The following is a 23108-nucleotide window of genomic DNA, read 5'->3' on the forward strand; positions in this document are numbered from 1 at the left end:
TGCGGCCTGAACCATATCAAAGGGGATTTTTTTATTTGGGAAAGTCCGGTAATTGCAAATACTATGCCGGATCTTGTTTTATCAAGCTGATCCGTAACTCATCGAGCTGGTGTTGATCGATTGCAGCAGGCGCATCCAGCATTACATCGCGACCGGAATTATTTTTCGGGAAGGCGATGAAGTCCCGGATACTTTCGCTGCCACCCAGCAGGGAGCAGAGACGGTCGAAGCCGAAGGCGATACCTCCATGAGGCGGTGCACCGTATTCAAACGCACCCAGCAGGAAGCCGAACTTGTGGTCTGCTTCTTCCGGTGACATCCCAAGGGCAGCGAACATCTTTTCCTGGAGGTCGCGCTGGAAGATACGGATAGAACCACCACCGATTTCGGTACCATTTAATACGATATCGTAGGCGTTAGCCTTGATTTTGGCGTATTGGGACAGATCGTCCATTAAGGCGATATGTTCCGGTTTTGGAGAAGTAAACGGATGGTGACGTGCCACCCAGCGGTTTTCTTCTTCGGCATATTCAAAGAGTGGGAAATCGATCACCCACAGTGGTTTATATACGTTTTTATCCCTAAGCCCGAGGCGTTCGCCCATTTCGAGGCGGAGGGCACTCATGGCCTGGCGGGTGCGACTTTCTTTACCAGCCAGCACCAGGATCAGGTCGCCTGGTTCAGCTTTGGTAGCTGCTACCCATTTTTTCAGCTCTTCTTCATTGAAGAACTTATCAACGGAACTTTTCAGGCTGCCATCTGCACCATATTTAACATAGATGAGTCCGCTCATGCCGATTTGCGGGCGCTTGACCCAGTCGGTAAGCTCATCCAGCTGCTTACGGGTATATTCAGCGCAACCTTTGGCGGCGATACCTACTACCAGTTCCGCATCATCAAATACTTTAAAGCCTTTGTTTTGAACGGTGCCGGTCAGGGTAGCCAGTTTCATCTCGAAACGGATATCTGGTTTATCGTTGCCGTAGTACTCCATGGCATCGTCCCAGGTCATGCGAGGGAACGCATAATCAATATCCAAACCTTTAATCTCTTTGAAGATATATTTGAACATATTTTCAAATGTATTCAGGATATCTTCCTGCTCCACGAAGCTCATTTCGCAGTCGATCTGGGTGAACTCCGGCTGGCGGTCAGCGCGGAGATCCTCATCCCTGAAGCACTTCACGATTTGATAGTAACGGTCGTAGCCGCTCACCATCAGGAGTTGCTTAAAGGTTTGTGGCGACTGCGGCAGGGCATAGAACTCATTAGGGTTCATACGGCTTGGTACCACGAAGTCGCGGGCACCTTCCGGCGTAGACTTAATCAGGAAAGGTGTTTCTATATCCATAAAGCCCTGGGTGTGCAGGAAGTTACGTGCAGCACGGCCTACGCGGTAGCGTAGTTCCAGGTTTTGTTTAACGGCATTTCTACGCAGGTCGAGGTAGCGGTATTTCATACGCAGCTCGTCACCACCATCTGTATCATCGGTTAGGGTGAAAGGAGGGGTTTTGGCAGCGTTGAGTACCTTAAAGTCAGCGATGGTAATTTCCACATCACCGGTTGGGATATTTGGATTTTTATTAGAACGCTCGGTAACCACACCTGTAGCCTGGATCACGAATTCACGGCCTAAAGGCTGGTCATCCAGTCGGGCATTAAGGTTTTCACCAAATAACAGCTGAGTAATGCCATAACGGTCGCGCAGATCCACGAAAGTGATGCTGCCAAATTTCCTTACCGTTTGTACCCAGCCGGCCAGCGTAACCTGCTGACCAACCTGTTCCATTCTGAGTTCTCCGCAAGTGTGCGTCCTATACATGCGTAAATTGTTGATTTTTAAAATTATATGGTTGAATTCCCGGGAAAGCCGTTCACTGTGGTTCACCACTTCTTCCAGCGATTCAGCCATGCCCGCAAGGGGGGCAAAGATACGTTTTGCTCGCTGGATTTTACTGCCGGGGCATGTTAAAATATCTGTTTACGCTGATCTCGGGCATTATTTCCGTTTCGCCGGCTATTACCCGGCTGAAATGGTCCGCCATCAGCGGGGCCAGCGAAGTCCCCTTGGTTCCCAGCCCGTTGAAAATACCTATAAGCGGATATTCCGGATGAAAACCGGCAATTGGCCGGCGATCATGGCCTGATGGCCGCACGGCCGCCCGCTGGTCCGTCACTTCATACGGCACTTTGAGCAACTGCTGGATTTTTTCTTCCAGCACCGCCCGTTGCGCTGCCGTCGGCAGCTCATCCGGATAATCCCAGGCAAAGGAACTACCTGCCCAAAACTGCCCGTCCGGCTGGGGCACTAACGTAATACTTTTTTTAATAATATCCGATGATTCCAATCCTGGAATACGAATAATTAATACCTCACCTTTATTTGGCAAAAATTTGATCGCCTCAAAGTAAGAGTTTGATGCCGCAGCAGCCCCATCACAAAATATTATTTTCTTTGCTGTTATATGATGGTATGTAACTTGTACATTATCTACCAGCTGCAACTGCGATAATTCAAAATGCTCATCCAGTAAGGCCTCCTTACTAATCAGCATTTCACGGTATGCAGGCAGCAGATTTTTTAAGTTAACCGTAGCCCCTTTAATGACTGCAGCTCCAAAATGCTGTTGCAGATATTCCTCATATTGTAGTTGCTGTGGAATTTCCGCATATTTTCCGTTGGTCTCCTTATCCGCCTTGGCTTTGAAGGCATCGCGCATTTGTGCAGAGGGGAAAACAGTCCACAAATTACGCTCGATTAATATATTTATTTTTAGCAGGTCCGACAATTCGTCATATGTCGATTTGGCAAAAGGAAAAATTTCTTCGTATAGCCATGCAGGTTCGAATCTTCTTCCCGAAACCGGATTGATAATACCTGCAGCTACCCGTGATGCACTGTTCTTCTTCCCATCATCTATTACCACCACGCTAAAGCCCCGTTTCATTAAAAACCAGCTGAGCATAGTACCAGCTATCCCCTGCCCTACTATTATGTAATCTACTTGTTTCATGCAGATACGAAGGTATAAAAACAGATTGATTGCTTGTTTTTCCAATGACAGCGAAGCTGACATTGGCGCGGATTCCGCGCTGCGCGCGGGGTACTTGTTAGCAAATTGCTGGTAGTAGAGCACACATCCACTGAGGTTATCAAAAAGAAAAGGGCCTTTCGGCCCCCTTTCTTTTTGATAGATTATTAAGAAATTATTTCTCCACCACCTTCACATTTATCCCTTCACTATGCGCATTAAACTCAGGTGCATACATACATTGCACCGTAGCCACGCCATTGGAGAAAGTACCTTCGTGTGTTACATACATCGGGTATTCAAATACCCAGGTACCTTTCGGTAATGCGTTAAAGAAGAAGTCGGTGCTGGCATCTTTAGTACTTTCATAATACCCCATGCCACCCTGATATTTAGCTGTACTGAGTACATTCAACGGCTCAAAAGCCGCTGCACGCATGTCTTTCAGGTGTACATATTCCATATCCCTGTCAACCCGCAGTACAATTCTAGCCTTCAATTTATCACCAACGTGCAACTGGTTACCATCGTTGAGTTGCGTGAGCACCGGACCATTGGCCGCGTTTACTTCTTTATACAATTGTTTTTCTATAGTCAATGGTGTTTGTGCCGCTGTGATTTTATCCAGCTGCTCAAAGTACTGCCAGTACACTGCTCCCCAGGAAGGCTGGCCCTTGCTGCCTTTTACCGCCACTTCAATTTTACCCATGGCAGGTTTAACATCTTTCCCATTAAACTGCTTACGGATATACCCGGTGCCAGCTTCTGCATCTGATGAAGCACTGCTGATATCAACTGCACCCAGTTTAATATCAACAGATGGTACCGCTGCCAGCCAGTTATCACCACCGATCAACATAGCATAACAGCCGTCGGCAGTGGCTTTGGTAGTATTCCAGTTATTGGTTTGTTTGTTTTTCAGCAACCATGTTTTCATCTGTGCAGCAGATTGTTTGTCGCCCGCAACGGTAGTAAATGCATCGATCAGCATCGCCTGCGTTTCTACCGGAGCCTGACTCCAAAAGTACCCGCCTGTATTGGATTTCCAATACATACCCATTTCAGGAGAAACAATGGCATTTTCTTTCAGTGATTTTACTATAGCCGTTGCCGTTACATTATCATGGAGGCGGTGGAACAACAGCGCCGCCATTGCTTTTTCATAGAGGGTAAACTTCAACCAGTCTTTTTTCGCGAGTTTGAGGTAGTAATTGTGTAACGTAGTAACCTCTGCACTCTTCGCTACATCAAAAAAGCTTCTTGCATATAAATACTGGATATCTATACCGTATACATGCTGATTTTCAGGCTTAATTTTTTGCGATATCATGCGTTTGTAATCCGCTACCAGTTTCGCGTCCAGGTATTTAATCGCTTTTTCAGCAATGGTATTTGCCTGGCCGTTTGTGTTACCGGTAAGGCCATTCAATCTCCCTATACCTGCTACTATATACTGCGTGATAAAGCGATCATCAGACAAGCCCGCAAACCAGGGGAAGGAACCGTTGTGGTTTTGCTTAGCTGCCAGCTGCTGTAACGCTACGTCCGCACCGGTCCTGATATTAGCCGCATCAAATAGTTTCGCAATATTATGCTTCTGCTGATTTTCATTTTTTGCATCCAGCACCCATGGTGTTTGCTGTAACAATAGTGATTTCAGGTCCTGATTCTTTTCCAGGTTGCTCATCAGTGCAGCAGTATTCGCTGTTTTCCACTTTTCAAAGATTTCTTTGATGGCCGGGCGCTGCGATACAATCCAACCACCCAGCACGTTTGCATAGTAGCGGTTAAACACCTGCTCTGCACAATCATACGGGAACTCCATCAGGTACGGTAACGCCTGTACGGCATACCAGGCCGGATTGCTCGTATATTCCACTGTAACCGCATGCTGCTGCAGGGTTTCAGAAGCATCGCTTTCTTCAAGCTTTTTAAAGTTCACCGTCTTGGTACCGTCACCGATCATGGACAGTGGTACTGATTCCGTTACCAGCATACGATTGGTTAATACCGGCAATGCATTCTCTTCCCCATCGCTGAAGTTGCCCGCCTGTGCAGTAATACGATAAATCAGCGTACTACCGAAACCGTTAGGAACCTGCAACGGGAACGACACCTGCGTGCTCTGTCCTGCTTTTGCAGTAAAGTGCTGCACCGGGAAAATATTCTGGAACCAGCCATCTACCGGCTGCATGGTAGCAGCGTCCAGCAGTTCCAGATGAGCCTGCCCTATCAGCGGCGAATCTGCCAGGTTACTGATTTTAGCAGTGAAGTTAATCTTGTCGCCTTCCCGCATAAACCTGGGTGCAAATGGCTGTACCATCAATGTTTTCTGTGTCACAATTTCCTGGGTGAGCAGGCCAAATGCAGCTGCCTTTGTATGTGCCAAGCCCTGAAACTTCCATTTGGTAAGGGCTTCCGGCATGGTGAATTCAAAGGAAACGTTGCCGTTAGCGTCAGTCCTTAAATCAGGGAAGAAGAAAGCGGTTTCATTGAAATTGGTGCGTGCTTTGGCAGGAGCGTTGGCAGATGAGTTAGCCGGTGCTTCAGGCGCTGGCGGAGGAGGTACTGTTCCAGTACCTGCGGCTGCATCAGCCATTTCCATTTTGGCAATTCCTCCTGCTGGTGCTGCACGCTTGGCACTACGTGATTCTTTTACCATCATGGCCGCAGCCGGTGCGCCAGCTCCCCTCATGTACAACCTGGATGCGCCAGACAAATCCAATCCCCATCCAAACCAGTTCAGTGATGGATACACCACATTCGTATACTTGTTTTTATCTTCGAGGTAACTGATAATTGAAGCCGATTCACTACCACTATTATCGCTCATGCTCAAGCCACCGCGCATATAATTAGTAACTCCCAGCACCGGCAGGTTCCAGGAAAATGGACGTAATGCATCCAGCGATGCATCATACATTCCTGCGAGGAAAGAGGCTTCTGCCTGCTGCGCATTTTCACCGCTCACTTTTACTGACCATTTTTCCTTTTCCCCAGGTGCCAGTTTATCACGGTGAGATGCCAGCTCAACTTTTAACGACTTATCGTCCGTGGCTACGGGGAACATGATGGCAATGTGCTGGAAGCGGTTGTCCCTGATCCAGTTGAAATTCACCTGCGCTCCTCCTAAGTCTTTCTGTGTCAGATCATATTTACGTGTATCCGTTCCAGTTAGTTTAAAAGCAGTAATTACAGTAGGCTGTTCACCTCGCATTTCTTCCTGCAATACATAAGCATCTTTAGCAGATGCCACTTTCACTACTGCCTGCTGACCCGGCTTGTAGGTTTTATTTTCTGTATAATACCAGCTGTACATCGGATACGGCATCGTTTCCTTACCCGGTTCCGTCACTTCAAAAATTTCTTTTTGCACAACCGGCTTACCCTTGGCAGGGGTAGCAGTCACTTCCAGCTGATAGAAGCCAGGCTTAAGTTTTGAATAACCCGGATCAGTAATACCTTCCTTCACGCTGCTCAGCTGTTTCTCAAACACTGCCGGCAACAGCGGGCGTTTTTCCAGCTGGTCCTCATCTTTATAAACATCCAGTGGGAACAACCTGGCATATTCTTCTGCACTGTAAATAAACTGGTCCGGTTCCTCCCAATATCTTGTACGCAGCAGGCGCTCCACAGGCTTCAGCGGCTGCAGGCGCAGTTGCAGATTCGCCGCTTCAAATTCACCGTTCAGGTTAGTGGTAGTGATTTTCACTTTATTCCATGCATCCACCTGTACTGACAGCAACAGGGTATTATAACCAGCGTTGATATCCTGCGTCTGGCTGCGGGTTTCCCCGTTGATATCTGTTACAGTGGCCGATACCTGGTACACGAAATAAGGCGCCAGGGCAGTATCTATTGTTTTATCGGGGATAGCAGTAAACTGAATATTGAACTTACCCTGCGCATCAGTAACAGTAGTACCACTCACGATTTCCTGGCTGTTACCTCTGGGTATATAATACTTGTAACCCAGCCATGGATAAGGAAAACGTGGCACACGTACTACACGGTAACTTACCTTTGCACCATCCACGTTATTTCCGGCAAATGCAATCGCTTTACCATTGGCAGTAACGGTATCGCCTACACGATAGGCAATTTTTACCGGGTCAAACTTCACTTCAAACTTAGGACGTTTGTATTCTTCCACATTGAAGTTCGTACTGGCGTTGGTGATAGCATCTGTAAGGCGGTAGGTACCGGTAAGGCGGCCCAGCGGCAGGGTAAATTTGCCGGAGAAAGCACCGAAATCGTTGGCGGTTACTACTACAGAATCCACTATTTCGTTATTGGCATCATGAAGGTGCACGGTGGTTTTAAATCCTGCCAACACGCGACTATCATTATTTCCCGCTTTCTCCAGTACTATTCCTTTGAAATACAATACCTGTCCCGGGCGGTACAGTCCACGGTCTGTAAAGAAAAACAGCCGCCTGTTATCTTCCTTCACCGGTTGCACATATCCACCGCGTATCCGAAAGCTATAGTCGTTGATATTGGAAACAATCAGCTGCTGGTTTTTGTAAGTCCACAGCATCCACTTGTCTGCATAGCGCTTGGTGCTATAGGCCACTGTAATCTTTCCGTTATTATCTGCGCTACCGGAAAAAATCTTATCAAGCTGCTTAGTATCCGGGTTAGGCGTCATGGTGCTAATGTCCAGGCGCGCTCCCGGCAAAGGCTGCCCGGTAGTACGATCCAGGGCATATAAAGTGGAGTCACTGGTAAGAAAAGCGATATCAGATACATCGAAGAACTTGCCAACCATCAGGTTATCATTGGTACTGAAAGTATTGTTGGTACTCATCAGCAGCAGGTACATGCCGGGTTGCAGTGCGTCTACCTTTACTTCTGCGGCATGACCGAAATGGTCCGTACCGGCGGGCAGTGGCTGATTCCAGCTACGCACCGCTGGTGTATTCGTAATAATTTTCCGAAACAGTTCTGTTTCATCATACCATTTCATTTCCGTCAAAGCCTTGCTCCATTGACTTTCCGTTACGGGAATCAACTTAAAGTAGGCGGTACCGGTATTTCTGTATTTGGATAGGATACGCAGGGCCTGACCGGGTACATTAACTTTTTCCGTAGTCAGTTCCATTTCCGGGAACAGCACGCGGTTTTTAATGTTCTGGCATTCGGCGGCGCCGGCAGCTTGGGGATAAGCTTTCAGGGCTTCCTCCACGATTTCCAGCACCTGGGCTACTTGCTGGTGCTGTGTGGGCGTTACAGGTTTAATATCACCGAAGCCAAGCGGCAAATCTTCCAGCAGGCTCTCGGCCTTCATAGCAGCTACAGTGGCGTATGCAGGGCTGGAACGATAGGTTTGCAGCATGTGGGTAAGCGCACTGTTGTATAATTCATTTTTCTCAGCGGCCACACTGATCTCTTTCACGTATTTCAGGCGCTGCACATCTGCTTCTGCCAGGGCTGTTTTCTGTTCATCCTTCAGGTGAAAGGCTATCAGGTCCTGGTACAACAACAGGGCTTTTAATTGCAGGCTGCTGGTATCGGGAGATGTAAAGGCATGCACGGCAAATTCCGTGGCCGGGGCAAATGCGGCGGGGTCAGTAAGTTCAAACTGGTTAGCCGGCTTATTCATGGTATTATAACCGGAGCGGTAGTAATTAATCGCACGGTAAGCCAGTAGGTCGTAAACAGTAGGTTGCAGGCCATTGGCATTTTGCCCTTTATCAATTATCTGGCTATAGGCAGATATAGGTGCTTTTTTGAGCAGTTCCGGCTGGGCGAGCGATGCCTCGTAGGCCTGGGTGATGGCGGTGTTGAGCCGTTGGGCGGACCAGGTTCTGATGTCCTTGCTCTGGTCGTTCACTACATCCAGGCGGCTCATGATGGCATAAGAATTTGATTGCAGGTAGGTCCACAATATTTCGGCCTTCATGCTGTACAGGATGGCTTTGGCTGGCCCCTGAGCTTCAGCGGTTTCCTTCTCCAGCCTTTCCAGGCCATAATCCAGGCTGCTATCCTTTAATACCGACGCATATCTCAGCTGATAAATCAGTGCTTTAATTTTCTGTTCCTGGTTTTTATCCGCCACAGCTTTACGGAATAGCTCGTCTACCTTTTTAGCGCCGGAGGTGGAGAGCCCTTGTGTTTCCAGCTGTTCTACTTCTTTCCATAAATTGCTATAATCTGACTGGGCCATGGTGTTGGTAACGGTTAAGGTTAAAACAATGCATAATGCTAACAGGGTACGCATACTGGGTTTATTTGGAATTGGAGTAAAAGAAAAAGGTGAAAAGTATAGGGAAATCCCCATTACTCTCCACCATTTCAGAATATATTAACTGTCGGAAAATTAAGCCAGTGCAGCTTTTTTGCTCAGCACTTCTGCCATAGTTTTACCGATGTTTGCAGGGCTTTCTACAACGTGAACGCCGCATTCAGCCATGATTTTCATTTTAGCAGCAGCGGTATCTTCTGCACCACCGATGATGGCACCAGCGTGGCCCATACGACGGCCCGGAGGAGCAGTTTGGCCAGCGATGAAACCTACCACAGGTTTGGTAGCGTGTTCTTTGATCCAGCGTGCAGCTTCAGCTTCCATGCTACCACCGATTTCACCGATCATAATGATACCTTCAGTTTCAGGATCGTTCATCAGCAGCTCCACCGCATCTTTGGTTGGAGTACCAATGATTGGATCACCACCGATACCGATAGCAGTAGAAACACCCAGACCCGCTTTAACCACCTGGTCAGCTGCTTCGTAAGTGAGGGTACCGGATTTAGATACAATACCGATTTTACCTTTTTTGAAGATAAAACCAGGCATAATACCCACTTTCGCTTCTTCAGCAGTGATAACACCAGGGCAGTTAGGTCCGATGAGGCGAGTGTTAGTACCTACCAGGAAGTTTTTGGCTTTCACCATGTCCTGAACAGGGATACCTTCAGTGATACATACCACCAGGGCAACACCAGCTTCAGCAGCTTCCATGATAGCGTCAGCAGCAAATGCCGGCGGTACGAAAATGATAGAAACGTTAGCACCGGTTGCTTTTACAGCATCCGCAACGGTATTGAATACCGGGCGCTCCAGGTGAGTAGATCCACCTTTACCTGGTGTTACACCACCTACTACATTGGTTCCGTAATCGATCATCTGTGTGGCATGGAAAGTACCTTCAGTACCGGTAAATCCTTGCACAATCACCTTACTATCCTTATTAACTAAAACACTCATCGCGCTTGTTTTATTGGTTTATTTTATAATGTTTATTTTTTCCGGTGTGGCAAAAATAAGCTGATTTAAACAATTCTGCAATTTACCCCACCCGCAATCAGGAGTATTTTGCAATTTACGTTATGTCCCAGTAAGTTGGGGAAGAAAAATTTGATAGCAACTCACACCAACAAAGCTGGGTACTAAACACTGTTTATCTAACTATTTTTTATCATCGCCGCTCTCGTTGCCCCCTTTATTCTTCAAGTCTTCCTTCCATTTACCACTGCTAAACAGCTCATGCTGACGCATTTCCTTGGCTTCACGGAGGAACTCGGAGGCAAAAATGAAGTCGTTCAGCAGCTGGTCATTGCTGAACACAATTTCTTTATTGGAGCCTTCCCACTGCTTCTGGCCCTGGTACATGTACACAATATGGTCGCCGCTTTCCATTACGGTGTTCATATCATGGGTATTCATTACGGTGGTGATATTGTATTCTACGGTCAGTTCCTTGATCAGCTGGTCGATCAGCAGGGATGTTTGCGGGTCCAGCCCGGAGTTAGGCTCATCACAAAACAGGTATTTAGGGTTCAGCACAATGGCCCGGGCAATCCCTACCCTCTTTTTCATACCGCCGGAGATCTCGGCCGGGTATTTCCTGGCTGCATCCTTCAGGTTCACACGCTCCAGGCACTCCGCAACGCGCTTTTTCTTATCGCGGTAGCTGCCGGTACCGAACATATCCAGTGGAAACATTACATTCTGCTCCACCGTCATGCTATCAAACAGGGCCGATCCCTGAAACAGCATGCCTATTTCCTGGCGTATCGCCTTACGCTCATGGGTATCCATGGTAGTGAAGTCCTTGCCATCGTAGAGGATTTTACCTGCATCCACCTCAATCAGCCCCACTATACACTTCATCATCACGGTTTTTCCGCTACCACTGGCGCCGATAATAAGGTTCACCTTACCGGATTCCATTACCGCCGAAACGCCCTTTAATATCTCCTTATCGCCAAAGCCTTTTTTTATGTCTTGCAGTTCAATCATGATTCGTAGAAATAGCTTACAGTAAAATGGCTGTCAGTGCATAGTCCATAAACAACACCAGCACACAGCTCACCACTACCGCAGTGGTGCTGGCCTTACCGATTTCCAGGGCGCCGCCTCTTACATTATAACCGTAGTAGGCCGACACACTGGATATTATAAATCCAAAGGTATATGATTTCGCCAGGGCGAAAAATACGTTATAAGCCCTGAAATCCTGCCGTAACCCTTGCAGAAACTCATCGGGAGAAATAATGCCGGACAGTACACCGGCTTCTTTACCACCCCATACTCCCAGAAACCCGGCAATCATTACCAGTACCGGTATCATCAGTACTGCTGCCAGTATTTTCGGTAAGATGAGATAGCCCTTGGTGTTAATACCCATGATCTCGAGCGCATCAATCTGCTCGGACACACGCATATTCCCCAACTCAGAGGCTATTTTAGAACCCACCACACCTGCCAGTACAATGCTGGTAAGCGTAGGCGCAAATTCAAGAATAATGGTATCCCGTACTACCTGGGCGATAGTACTCTTAGGAATGATCGGGTTTACAAGCTGATAGGCGGTTTGCAAGGTAGTAACCCCACCCATGAACAGGGAAATGATAAATACTATCCCGAACGACCCTACGCCAATATCCACACACTGCTGCATAAACTGTTTCCAGTACATCTTCATGTTTTCCGGGCGGGAAAACATGCCCTTGAGCATCAGCAAATAGTTTCCAAAATGATAGAAAAATCTGAATTCCATAACCGGCCAAAGATATGACAGATTTTGTCAAACCTGCCTGAATTTCCGATTAATTCAGCAGCCCTATTTTAAACTGCTAACCAACAGCCGTTTCAGACTGCGCTCCACGATCTCCCCCATGGACTTGCATCGGGCAAAGGCCTGGTCGTGATAATATTCCGCCAACTCACTGCCCAGCTGGTGTATCTTCTCGGGAAAGGATACACGATCCGTCATGATCACATCCCGGAGGTCCTTGATGCGGTGCCGCTGCACCTTAATACGCCGGGCTATGAGCGCGCGCTCCTCCTGTTGGTACTGCTTCACCACCTCCGCATTCAGGTGCTTGATGGCCAGGTCCACAAATACCCTGTTTTCCTTAAAAAACTGTGGCATATATAATGTGCGCTTCCCCTCATAAAACTGCTGATCAAAGTCGATCGCCCGGATGCGGAACTGCACATCATCAAAATCGGGTGTAATATCAAATACAAAGTTATAACTGCGCATATCCCCCAGCAGCCGCACAAAACAGCGCTCGTTGAATTTTACAAACTCTTTGGCTATACGTTTAGGGTTAAACTCCGGCCGTTGCAGGTACTGATCAATAAACTGATCGCCCGGAACACCGGCAATATGCTCTTCCACCAGCGTATTCCCGTCTATGAGGAAGTTCATCCAGTAGGGCGAGAGAATATGTTCCAGTTCCAGGCCATAAATCCTGGAGGCATCTGCTATCTTCACATAAAAATAATCGTATACCTCGTTGTAGTTATTGACGATCTTGATCCGGAACGGATGGCTGTTACCGAAGGTACAATAGTCGATCCGCTCAATGTGGAGGTGCTCCTCGGCCGACTGATCCCCACCTGCTTTCAATATGGAGTAGATACGTTTTAACCCGGCATGAATCGTTTCCTGCATGCTATGCGGGTAAAACACCGTTTCCCAGAGGGTATCCTTACCCTGCTTGTCGTACACGGGAATGGCGTATTCATAGTAACGCAGTTCCTGGTAGTCCACCGGCAATTTCACTTCCCGCTCATAGAGTTTCAGGTAATTTCTGAAAGCCTGGTTAATCGGGAAAAATATCTTTTTTCTGGAGATCTGCTGCATGACTTAAATATAGTACAATTCATGCAAAAAAGCCATCAGCGCGAAGATGGCAGTAGTCGTACCGCATCTCCACGCTGATGGCTATATTAATCTGATCAGACTATTTCTTTTTCTTTCCTTTGGATTTCTCTTCCGCTTTTTTATCGCGGCAGCATTTTTCCTGTGCATCTACTACGGCGATATTTACCATGTTCACAATCTGGCGAACGGTACTTCCCAGTTGCAGAATGTGTACAGGTTTTTTCATACCCAGCAGTACCGGGCCGATGGCGTCAAAACCTGCTACTTCCTGGAGGAGGTTATAGGCTACGTTACCTGCGGTCAGGTTAGGGAAAATGAGGGTGTTTACTTCACCATCCATCAGTTCAGTGAATGGATAGTTATCCTTCAGAATTTCCTTGTTAAAGGCCATTGCTGCCTGGATTTCACCATCCACAATCAGGGAAGGATTTTTTTGTTTCACGATATCGCGCGCTTTGGCTACCAGCTGTGCCTCAGGGGTAGGACTGGAACCGAAGTTAGAGTACGACAGCATAGCGATACGCGGCGTGATATTGAAGTGTTGAACTTCTTTTGCCACCATCAGGGTGATTTCTGCCAGCTCTTCCGCAGTTGGGTTGAAGTTGACAGTAGTATCAGCCAGGAACAGCGGTCCACGCTTGGTTTGAATGATGTACATACCTGCTACTTTCTTCACGCCATCTTCCATACCGATCACCTGCAGTGCCGGGCGGATGGTATCAGGGTATTTGCGGGTAAGGCCGGAGATCAGTGCATCTGCTTCACCGGTTTCCACCATCATACAGCCAAAGTAGTTACGCTCACGCATAACTTTTTTCGCTTCATATAAGTTAAAGCCTTTACGCTTACGCTTTTCGAAGAACAGCTCACCAAATTTGTGGCGTTTTTCCTGCATTTCATCGCTCTTAGGATCGATCAGCTCAATACCTTCGATATCGATCGCATGTTCAGCAGCGAGGTTACGGATACGGGTTTCGTTACCCAACAGGATTGGGATGGCGATACCTTCGTCGTTAACTACCTGCGCAGCTTTCAGCACTTTGATATTATCTGCCTCCGCAAATACCACTTTCCTTGGATCACGGCGGGCTTTGGTACCAATTACGCGGAACAGCTGGTTATCCAGTCCCAGACGGCCGTTCAGCTCAACTTTATAGGCTTCCCAGTCCTTAATAGGATGCTGTGCTACACCGCTATCCATCGCAGCTTTAGCTACAGCTGGCGCTACCGTGCTGAGCAGGCGTGGGTCAAGCGGCTTTGGAATGATGTATTTAGGACCGAAGAAGATATTCTTTTCGTTGTAAGCAAGGTTCACAATGTCCGGCACCGGCGATTTCGCCAGTTCGGCCAGGGCGCGTACAGCTGCCAGTTTCATTGCCTCATTGATCTGGGTGGCTCTCACGTCCATGGCGCCACGGAAGATATAAGGGAAACCTAATACGTTGTTTACCTGGTTAGGATAATCAGAGCGGCCGGTAGCCATGATTACATCCGGACGTGCTGCCACGGCTGTATCATAGGCAATCTCAGGGTCAGGGTTAGCCATCGCCATCACGATCGGATTTTTGGCCATGCTTTTGATCATCTCCTGGGTAACCACGTTACCAACAGATAAGCCCAGGAACACATCGGCGCCTTTCATGGCTTCTGCCAGGGTTTTTACTTTTGATTTGGTAGCAAACTGCATGTGCATCGGCGTAAGGTCTTTACGCTCGGTATTCAGCACACCATCTTTATCAAACAGGATGAAGTTCTCCAGCTTCGCACCCAGCGCGAGATAGAGGCGAACGCACGCCATAGCAGCTGCACCGGCACCATTTACCACGATCTTCACTTTATCCACTTTTTTCTTCACCAGTTCCAGACCGTTCAGGAGGGCTGCACTTGAAATGATCGCCGTACCGTGCTGGTCGTCGTGCATAACAGGTATTTTCAGCTCCTTGCGCAGTCTTTCCTCAATTTCAAAGCATTCCGGACTCTTGATATCCTCCAGGTTAATCCCCCCGAAGGTTGGTTCCAGTGCTTTTACGGCAGCCACGAAGCTGTCCGGATCTTTAGTATTTAATTCTATATCGAATACGTCAATGTCTGCAAAGATTTTGAACAATACACCTTTACCTTCCATCACCGGCTTACTGGCTTCCGGACCAATATCGCCCAAACCCAATACAGCGGTACCATTGCTGATAACCCCCACCAGGTTGCCTTTCGCGGTATATTTGTAAACATTTTCCGGATCGTTGTAAATCTCCTTACAAGGTTCGGCTACACCTGGAGAATAAGCGAGGGAGAGATCCCATTGTGATTTTGTATCTTTCGTAGGTACTACTTCAATTTTGCCCGGCCTGCCTTTTGCATGATAGTCTAATGCATCCTGCTTGTTCAGTTTTTTTGCCATATCAAGTTTAGATTGTTGTAATTGGGCGTGCAATATACGAAGTATTGCAGTACCACAACCAGTTAATCCCCCGGGCTTATCGTACTCAACTCATAAATAACAGTTAAATTTCCTTACTTTTACGGCGTTAAACATTTGCAAATAATATGATACAACGCATCCAGAGTCTTTACTTACTTTTAGCCGCCGGCGCAGGGGTGGGAGTGCTTCTCAGTAACTTATGGAAAGCAACTTTTTCTAATTCCCCGGAAATATCTTACGTAAACGCCTCTAATAACTACCTGATGTATGTGCTCTACATCATCATCATATTAATGGCTTTTGCATGTATCTTCCTGTATAAAAAGAGAAAATTGCAGTTTCGTTTAACTGTTATTAATATCCTGCTGACCCTCGGGGCTATCGCATACCAGTATTATTTGGTTTCGAAAGAAGCTAACGCATTGGTTGCCAGTGGAAAAGTTATTGCAAATGCATCCTATCTCCCGGCATCTTTCCTGCCGATTGTGATGGTAGTGTTACTGTTTTTGGCTGCAAGGGGTATTTATAAGGATGAGAAACTGATCAAATCACTGGATCGCCTGAGATAATAAAAAATGCATTTATACAAAAAGCAGCCGGTTTCCTGATACCGGCTGCTTTTTTTTGCCCTATCTTTTGCTACATTTCGGAGCATCCCTGTTAGGGCTCTTACGGAAGCTGCAACCTCACATCTACATAAATCACCTCAGGCAGGTAACCAAACACGTATTCGGTTACTTCGCACAACCACATTTCCTGTTGCACCGACTCGCCTTTAAAACGCTTCATCAGATAATTACCACCGCCAACAGAATCTTTTAAGTTTTCTATCAGCTTTATTTCATCAGCCCCATCAAATGGCTGATCACTAATATCGAGATAACAGGCGTTGGTGTTACCGCTTACCTTATCCAGCATAGTATCAGCACCCAGTACCATCTGCAGGGCGTCAATATCTGCCGGGTCCCACCCCGGAATATCAATATACCACTTACTTTCCGGCGTTTTGTAAAATTTAAAAGTACCTCTCATATGCATCATTTTTTGGGGATGGAATGTAACAAAAAATCAATTATCACCAGCACAATCTGCGACTCACAAAACAGGTGTAAGTGCACATAAATAAGGCTGCTCCATTTATCAGAGCAGCCTTATAATTTTTATTTTTTAGGGAGATGTCAGAGGTATTGTCCGGTGTAACTTTCCTTGACTTTCTTAAGTCCGTCCGGCACACCTGCATACAGCAGTTTACCGCCACCGGCACCGCCTTCAGGTCCCAGGTCGATTAACCAGTCGGCGCTTTTGATTACATCCAGGTTGTGTTCAATTACCAGCACAGTATGTCCCTGCTCTATTAATGCATTGAAAGAAGCCAGCAATTTCTTGATATCATGAAAATGCAGACCAGTGGTTGGCTCATCGAAGATGAACAGGATATGCCCCTGCGCCTTTCCTTTACCCAGGAACGATGCCAGTTTCACACGTTGTGCTTCCCCACCGGACAGCGTATCACTGCTTTGTCCGAGCTTCACATAACCGAGGCCTACATCGCTCAGCGGGCGGATTTTATTACATACGTCTTTCTCATCTTTGAAGAACTCCAGTGCTTCATCCACACCGAGTTCCAGCACCTCATAGATGTTTTTGCCTTTGTAGGTTACTTCCAGCACTTCGTCCTTAAAGCGTTTACCATTACAGCTTTCGCAGGTAAGGTGCACATCTGCCAGGAACTGCATTTCCACTACTACTTCACCTTCACCTTTACAGGCATCACAACGGCCTCCGTCTACGTTAAATGAGAAGTGTTTAGGTTGGAATCCACGCATTTTGCTGAGCGGCTGCTTTGCAAACAGGTCGCGGATTTCATCGTACGCTTTGATGTAGGTTACCGGGTTGGAGCGGGAGGATTTACCGATTGGGTTTTGATCCACCATTTCAATCTGTGTGATATCATCAATGGCACCAGTGATAGCCCTGTGATTACCTACACGTTCAGCGAATTCCCCTTTCAGTTTCATCAGTGCAGGATAAAGGATTTGCTTTACCAGCGTGGTTTTCCCGGAGCCGCTCACCCCGCTTACTACGGTGAGCACCTGTAACGGAAAATCAACCGTAACATTTTTAAGGTTATGCTGCCGTGCTCCTTCTACGGCAATCGCCTTCTTCCATTTGCGGACTTTTACCGGCGGATCGATGGTGAGTGTACCGTTGAGATAGCGGCCGGTAAGGCTTTTCGGGTCTTCGAGTATTTCAGGGTAGGTACCTGCAAAAATCACTTCCCCACCGAGATGTGATGCCAGCGGCCCCATATCTATGATATAGTCGGCCTCCTGCATCATCAGATCGTCGTGCTCCACCACTACCACTGTATTACCCAGGTCGCGCAGTTCCTTGAGTACACCAATGAGGCGGTGTGTATCGCGGGCGTGCAAACCTATGCTCGGTTCATCCAGGATATACATGGAGTTGGTGAGATTACTGCCGAGTGAGCGGGTGAGTTGTATACGCTGACTTTCTCCACCGGAGAGGGTATTGGCCACCCTGTTGAGGGTAAGGTATCCGAGGCCTACGTCCAGTAATGTTTTGAGTCGATGGTAAATTTCAATGAGTATACGTTTTGCAATTTGCTGATCAAATTCGCTCAGTTCGAGCGCATTGAACCAGTTGCTCAGATCGGAAACCGGCATATCTACCAGTTCCGCGATATTTTTCCCTCCAATCCTGATGTAGAGTGCTTCTTTCCGAAGTCGGCCACCGCCACAGTCAGGGCAGGTGGTGCGGCCACGGTAGCGGGACTGAAGCACACGGTATTGCACCTTATACAGGTTTTGTTCTACCATTTTAAAGAACTCGTTCAGCCCGTAGAAGTGTTCGTTACCGGTCCAGAGGAGGTTGTATTGTTCGTCTGTGAGGTCGGCAATGGGCTTATGCACCGGGAATCCGAATTTGCGGGATGCCTTGATCAGTGCTTCTTTGTATTCGCCCATTTTTTCACCGCGCCATGGTGCAATGGCATTTTCGTATACGCTTAACCGTTTGTCGGGTATAACGAGGTCCGCATCAATACCGAGCACTTGCCCAAACCCTTCACAGGTAGGACATGCGCCGTAAGGGTTATTGAAGGAGAAGAGGTTGGGCACTGGTTCTTCGAACTGCATACCATCCAGTTCAAAGCGGTTGGAGAAGTGCCTGATTTCTTTTCCATCTACTTCCACGAAGCTATCACCTTCACTTTCGTAAAACTGTGTTTGTACGCTATCGGCTATACGATGTTTATCATCTTCATCGAATGTTTTTACTACGAGGCGGTCGATCAGCACCCATGCATCTTTAGGCACGGCTACTTTCTTAGCTTCCAGCAGTTCTTCGATACGTAGCAGGCCGTTGCCTTCGCCGCCGGGTACGTACAGGCGGGAGAAACCTTTCTGCATGAGGATATTGAGCTCTTCTTTCACGTCGCGCTTGGCGTGGCGGCGGAAAGGTACGAGCAGTAATACTTTGGCGCCGGCCGGTAGTTTACTGATAAAGTCCACTACATCGCTCACTTCATTCTTTTTCACTTCCTGACCGGAGATGGGCGAATAGGTTTTACCTACGCGACCAAAAAAGAGGCGGAGGTAGTCGTATATCTCGGTCATGGAGCCTACGGTGGAGCGTGGCGTTCGGGTAATTACTTTCTGTTCGATAGCGATGGCCGGGCAGATACCTTTGATGTAATCTACATCCGGCTTGTTCATACGCATGAGGAATTGCCTGGCGTAGGAGCTCAGACTTTCCGCGTAGCGGCGCTGCCCTTCGGCGTAGAGGGTATCCATGGTCAGGGAAGATTTTCCTGACCCGGAAACTCCGGTTACTACAACGAGTTTGTTACGGGGAATGGATACACTGACATTTTTAAGGTTGTGTACCCGGGCGCCTTTTATGAATATGCTGTCCTGAGGGCTAACTTCCTGAGGAACCGCTGTTTTTGCCTGTTTTTTTACTTTTGTTCCCATTACAGAACAAATTTAAGGTAAAAGATGTTACTAAAGTAATTAGCATTTTACTAATTCCTGCGATGCAGAATCCTGATAATTTCGGCGCCCTCCAAACCGCCCTGAGAGAGCTATTGCAGTGATATTGAGGGGATTTTTTTATTATTTGTTTTATTGAACTATTCTATTATATTTGCATAGGACTTGATATATTCTCGTACCGGCTTCATTAAACTTTCAACCTAAAACTGCACACTATCGCATAAACTCTACTTAACAAAAATTACAACAACCAAGAGGCTGTAAAGTCCAGATTATCATTTTACTAACCCGTCTAGTTGTAGAAGTTTATGCAAATAATGTACAAATTGTGCGACGAGCAATTGATTACCCTTTTTAAGAAAGGCCACTCTTCGGCTTTGGAAGAACTGGTGCACCGTCATAAGGATAAAGTGTATACTTCCATCCTCTTGCTGGTAAAGGATCAATTCCTTGCAGAAGACATTTTCCAGGATACTTTCATCAAGATTATTGATACTATTCGCGCAGAACGTTACACAGAGAAGGGGAAATTTCTTCCCTGGGCCATGCGTATTGCACATAACCTCTGCGTAGATCATTTCAGAAAGATCAAGCGGACGCCCATGATCAAAACGGGCGACGATAAAGATATTTTCGACGTGCTGGGCTTCAGCGACAGCTGTGCTGAAGAGAAGCTCATCACCCGCCAGAGCCACGACCGTGTTAGGCGCATGCTGGATATGCTTCCTGAAGAACAAAGGGAAGTAATCATCCTTCGCCATTATGCGGAGCTGAGCTTTAAAGAGATCGCAGATCTTACCCAGGTTAGCATCAATACCGCCCTTGGTCGTATGCGGTATGGGCTGATCAATCTCCGTAAAATGATGACGGAGAAGCAAATTTGTCTATGAACGACCCTTTTTTTGCTTGCCATCAACGGGCGGCCGGATGTAATGTCCGACCGCTCGTTCTTTTTATATCCCTCCCCGGAGGAGCCTCAGAGCCTGCGGCCCTGAGGCTCCTCCGAATTGCGTGTCACCGAAGGTGACACGCAATTCGGAGGATTAGTTGTATTACAATCTCTCAAAAATAATGGCCGCTCCCTGCCCCACTCCAATACACATGGTAGCCAGCCCATAACGTACTTCCGGGCGGCGCTGCATTTCATGCAGCAGCGTACTGCTGATACGTGCGCCACTGGCGCCCAGCGGGTGCCCGATCGCTATTGATCCACCATTTACATTTACTATTTCATCATGGAGATGTAAATCCCGCATGCAGGCGAGGGTTTGTGATGCAAAGGCCTCATTCAGCTCCGCCAGCCCCAGGTCCGCCACGGTGATCCCTGCACGCTGCAGTGCTTTCTGGGTAGCTGGTACCGGGCCAACGCCCATGATAGAAGGATCTACCCCGGCAACCCCCATGGATACCACCCTGGCAATGGGTTGAAGGCCAAAGTTCTTCAGCGCCTGCTCAGATACCACCAGTAAGGCAGCCGCACCATCGTTAATACCGGAGGAATTACCTGCCGTAACAGTGCCGTCCTTTGCAAATGCAGGCTTAAGGGCGAACAACTTGTCCAGCGAGGTCTCCCTGGGGTGCTCGTCTTTAGTGAACAATGCCACCCCTTCCTTTTGCGCTACCTGCAGCGGCACTATTTCTCTCTCCCATTTATTAGCATCCAATGCAGCCTTGTACCTACGCTGACTCCCCAGGGCAAATATATCCTGGTCCTCCCGGCTGATATTCCACTGCCGGGCCACATTCTCTGCGGTTTCACCCATAGAAAACGGATAGTACATATTCGCCAGTTGCTTGTTAACAAAGCGCCAGCCGAGCGTAGTATCGTAAATCTCCGGCTTGCGGTGAAAGGCCGCATCTCCCTTTGGCATTACAAAAGGGGCCCGCGTCATACTTTCGACGCCGCCGGCAATAAAAACATCCCCATCTCCACACATTACCCCCCTGGCCGCATCCATGATGGCTTGTAAGCTGCTGGCACATAAGCGGTTTACAGTGGTACCGGCTACGGTAACCGGTAAGCCGGCCAGCAGGGCCGACATACGTGCCACATTACGATTGTCTTCCCCGGCCTGGTTAGCAGCACCGGCAATTACGTCCTCTATAGCGGCAGGATCTAAACCAGGATTTCTCGTCAGTAAAGCTTTGATCACGTGGGCAAACATATCATCCGGGCGGGTATTGCTCAATGCGCCACCATAGCGCCCTACAGGCGTACGTACCGCATCAACGATATAGGCTGACTGCATGTTGATAAAACTGTTTGTTTTGGTAAGATAAAATGTAATGCTGCAAGTAAACTATTTCCCCCAACATCGCCAATAAAACCTGGCAAACGGGCCAAACTTAACAGACCCAACCATTTACACCGCATTAACGTTAACTGTCATTGAATTTAAGTACCTTTGCAGATACTTTCCGACTGCCGTAAGGCAGCCAATTGCTTATTTAAAGGTCAATAATGAAGTCTGACAAGAAGAACATCCGGCACTTTAGCTTGCCACAATTACAGGAATATTTTAGCGCAATAGGTGAAAAAGCCTTCCGTGCAAAACAAGTGTACGAATGGCTGTGGCTGCGTCATGCCACCACTTTTGACGCTATGACTAATATCTCCAAAGATTTACGTCAGAAACTGGAAGAAAATTTCGTACTGCCTGCCGTTCAGGTAGACGCTACCCAGCACAGTAACGACGGAACGATTAAAAGTCGTTTCAAACTGCATGATAATCACCTCGTTGAAGGCGTACTCATCCCTACCGATTCCAGGCAAACCGCCTGTGTTTCATCCCAGGTAGGTTGCAGCCTCAGCTGTAAATTCTGTGCTACCGGCTATATGGCCCGTAAACGTAACCTCGATTACGACGAAATCTACGACGAGGTAGCCCTGATTAATCAGCAAGCCATGGAGTCCTATGGCAAGAAACTCAGTAACATCGTATTCATGGGCATGGGCGAACCCCTGCTCAACTATAAAAACGTATTGCAGGCCATCGAGAAAATTACTTCTCCGGATGGACTGGGCATGTCGCCCAAAAGAATAACCGTTTCCACTGCCGGCGTAGCTAAAATGATCCGTCAGCTGGGAGATGATAAAGTGCGCTTTAATCTCGCCCTTTCCCTGCACGCGGCCAACGACAAGAAACGCAGTGAAATCATGCCTATCAACGACACTAACAGTCTGAAAGAGCTGATCGATGCACTGAACTACTTCTACAAGGCCACCGGTAATGAGATCTCATTTGAATACATCCTCTTCGATAACTTCAATGATAGTAAGGAAGATGCGGATGAGCTGATCAAAATTTACCGCCAGGTACCCGCTGACCTGGTAAACATCATCGAATACAATCCTATTGATAATGCAACATTCCGCAAGCCTGACGCCCTCAAAGCGGAGCAGTTCATGGAATACCTCGCAAAAAACCGGGTGAATGCCAGGTTACGTCGTAGTCGTGGTAAAGACATCGATGCGGCCTGCGGACAACTGGCTAACAAAGGATAATATTCAACACTCAAT

Annotated in this window: 14 protein-coding genes; 3 read left to right on the forward strand and 11 right to left on the reverse strand. The window is 47.6% G+C overall.

The genetic code is table 11. The features are described from left to right. Positions 1 to 61 precede the first annotated feature (61 nt). From aspS to BUB18_RS30225, 8 genes are all read right to left on the reverse strand, one after another. A complete protein-coding gene (gene aspS, locus BUB18_RS18760; RefSeq protein WP_073084715.1) occupies positions 62 to 1822 on the reverse strand; it encodes an aspartate--tRNA ligase in 1761 nt (586 codons plus the stop codon). Between the two features lie 130 nt (positions 1823 to 1952). Next, a complete protein-coding gene (locus BUB18_RS18765) occupies positions 1953 to 3014 on the reverse strand; it encodes an NAD(P)/FAD-dependent oxidoreductase (protein ID WP_073084717.1) in 1062 nt (353 codons plus the stop codon). 193 nt (positions 3015 to 3207) lie between these two features. Then, positions 3208 to 9255 (reverse strand): alpha-2-macroglobulin family protein, encoded by a 6048-nt coding sequence (locus BUB18_RS18770; protein ID WP_073084067.1) that lies wholly within the window; start codon positions 9253 to 9255, stop codon positions 3208 to 3210. 99 nt (positions 9256 to 9354) lie between these two features. Further along, the gene (gene sucD, locus BUB18_RS18775) at positions 9355 to 10242 is read right to left on the reverse strand and encodes a succinate--CoA ligase subunit alpha (RefSeq protein ID WP_073084069.1); all 888 of its coding nucleotides are present in this window, start codon (positions 10240 to 10242) and stop codon (positions 9355 to 9357) included. Between the two features lie 201 nt (positions 10243 to 10443). Next, on the reverse strand, positions 10444 to 11277 hold the full coding sequence (locus BUB18_RS18780; RefSeq protein WP_073084071.1) for an ABC transporter ATP-binding protein: 834 nt from the start codon (positions 11275 to 11277) through the stop codon (positions 10444 to 10446). Between the two features lie 16 nt (positions 11278 to 11293). Continuing rightward, positions 11294 to 12037, reverse strand: coding sequence for an MlaE family ABC transporter permease (locus BUB18_RS18785; RefSeq protein WP_073084073.1), 744 nt, complete (start codon positions 12035 to 12037; stop codon positions 11294 to 11296). 63 nt (positions 12038 to 12100) lie between these two features. Continuing rightward, the gene (locus tag BUB18_RS18790; protein WP_073084074.1) at positions 12101 to 13132 is read right to left on the reverse strand and encodes a hypothetical protein; all 1032 of its coding nucleotides are present in this window, start codon (positions 13130 to 13132) and stop codon (positions 12101 to 12103) included. Between the two features lie 100 nt (positions 13133 to 13232). Continuing rightward, positions 13233 to 15551, reverse strand: a complete 2319-nt coding sequence (locus BUB18_RS30225; protein WP_073084076.1) for an NADP-dependent malic enzyme — start codon at positions 15549 to 15551, stop codon at positions 13233 to 13235. Between the two features lie 146 nt (positions 15552 to 15697). On the opposite strand from BUB18_RS30225, the gene BUB18_RS18800 reads away from it, so the two are divergent. Continuing rightward, complete coding sequence (locus BUB18_RS18800; RefSeq protein WP_073084078.1) at positions 15698 to 16141, forward strand: DUF4293 domain-containing protein; 444 nt, start codon at positions 15698 to 15700, stop codon at positions 16139 to 16141. Between the two features lie 100 nt (positions 16142 to 16241). On the opposite strand, the gene BUB18_RS18805 is transcribed toward BUB18_RS18800, so the two are convergent. Further along, positions 16242 to 16604, reverse strand: coding sequence for a DUF6717 family protein (locus BUB18_RS18805; RefSeq protein WP_073084079.1), 363 nt, complete (start codon positions 16602 to 16604; stop codon positions 16242 to 16244). 146 nt (positions 16605 to 16750) lie between these two features. Next, positions 16751 to 19567: an excinuclease ABC subunit UvrA gene (gene uvrA / locus BUB18_RS18810; protein WP_073084081.1), complete on the reverse strand. Its 2817-nt coding sequence runs from the start codon at positions 19565 to 19567 to the stop codon at positions 16751 to 16753. A gap of 338 nt (positions 19568 to 19905) precedes the next feature. Between uvrA and BUB18_RS18815 the strand changes: the two genes are divergently transcribed. Beyond that, positions 19906 to 20478 (forward strand): RNA polymerase sigma factor, encoded by a 573-nt coding sequence (locus BUB18_RS18815; protein ID WP_083550293.1) that lies wholly within the window; start codon positions 19906 to 19908, stop codon positions 20476 to 20478. Positions 20479 to 20640: 162 nt separating this feature from the next. On the opposite strand, the gene BUB18_RS18820 is transcribed toward BUB18_RS18815, so the two are convergent. Further along, on the reverse strand, positions 20641 to 21837 hold the full coding sequence (locus BUB18_RS18820) for a thiolase family protein (RefSeq protein ID WP_073084085.1): 1197 nt from the start codon (positions 21835 to 21837) through the stop codon (positions 20641 to 20643). A gap of 212 nt (positions 21838 to 22049) precedes the next feature. On the opposite strand from BUB18_RS18820, the gene rlmN reads away from it, so the two are divergent. Further along, entirely contained in the window at positions 22050 to 23093 is a 1044-nt protein-coding gene (gene rlmN, locus BUB18_RS18825; RefSeq protein WP_073084086.1) for a dual-specificity RNA methyltransferase RlmN, read from the forward strand. The last annotated feature ends 15 nt before the right edge of the window (positions 23094 to 23108 follow it).

This window comes from Chitinophaga jiangningensis (genome assembly GCF_900142605.1).
GTDB classification, from domain to species: Bacteria; Bacteroidota; Bacteroidia; order Chitinophagales; family Chitinophagaceae; genus Chitinophaga; species Chitinophaga jiangningensis.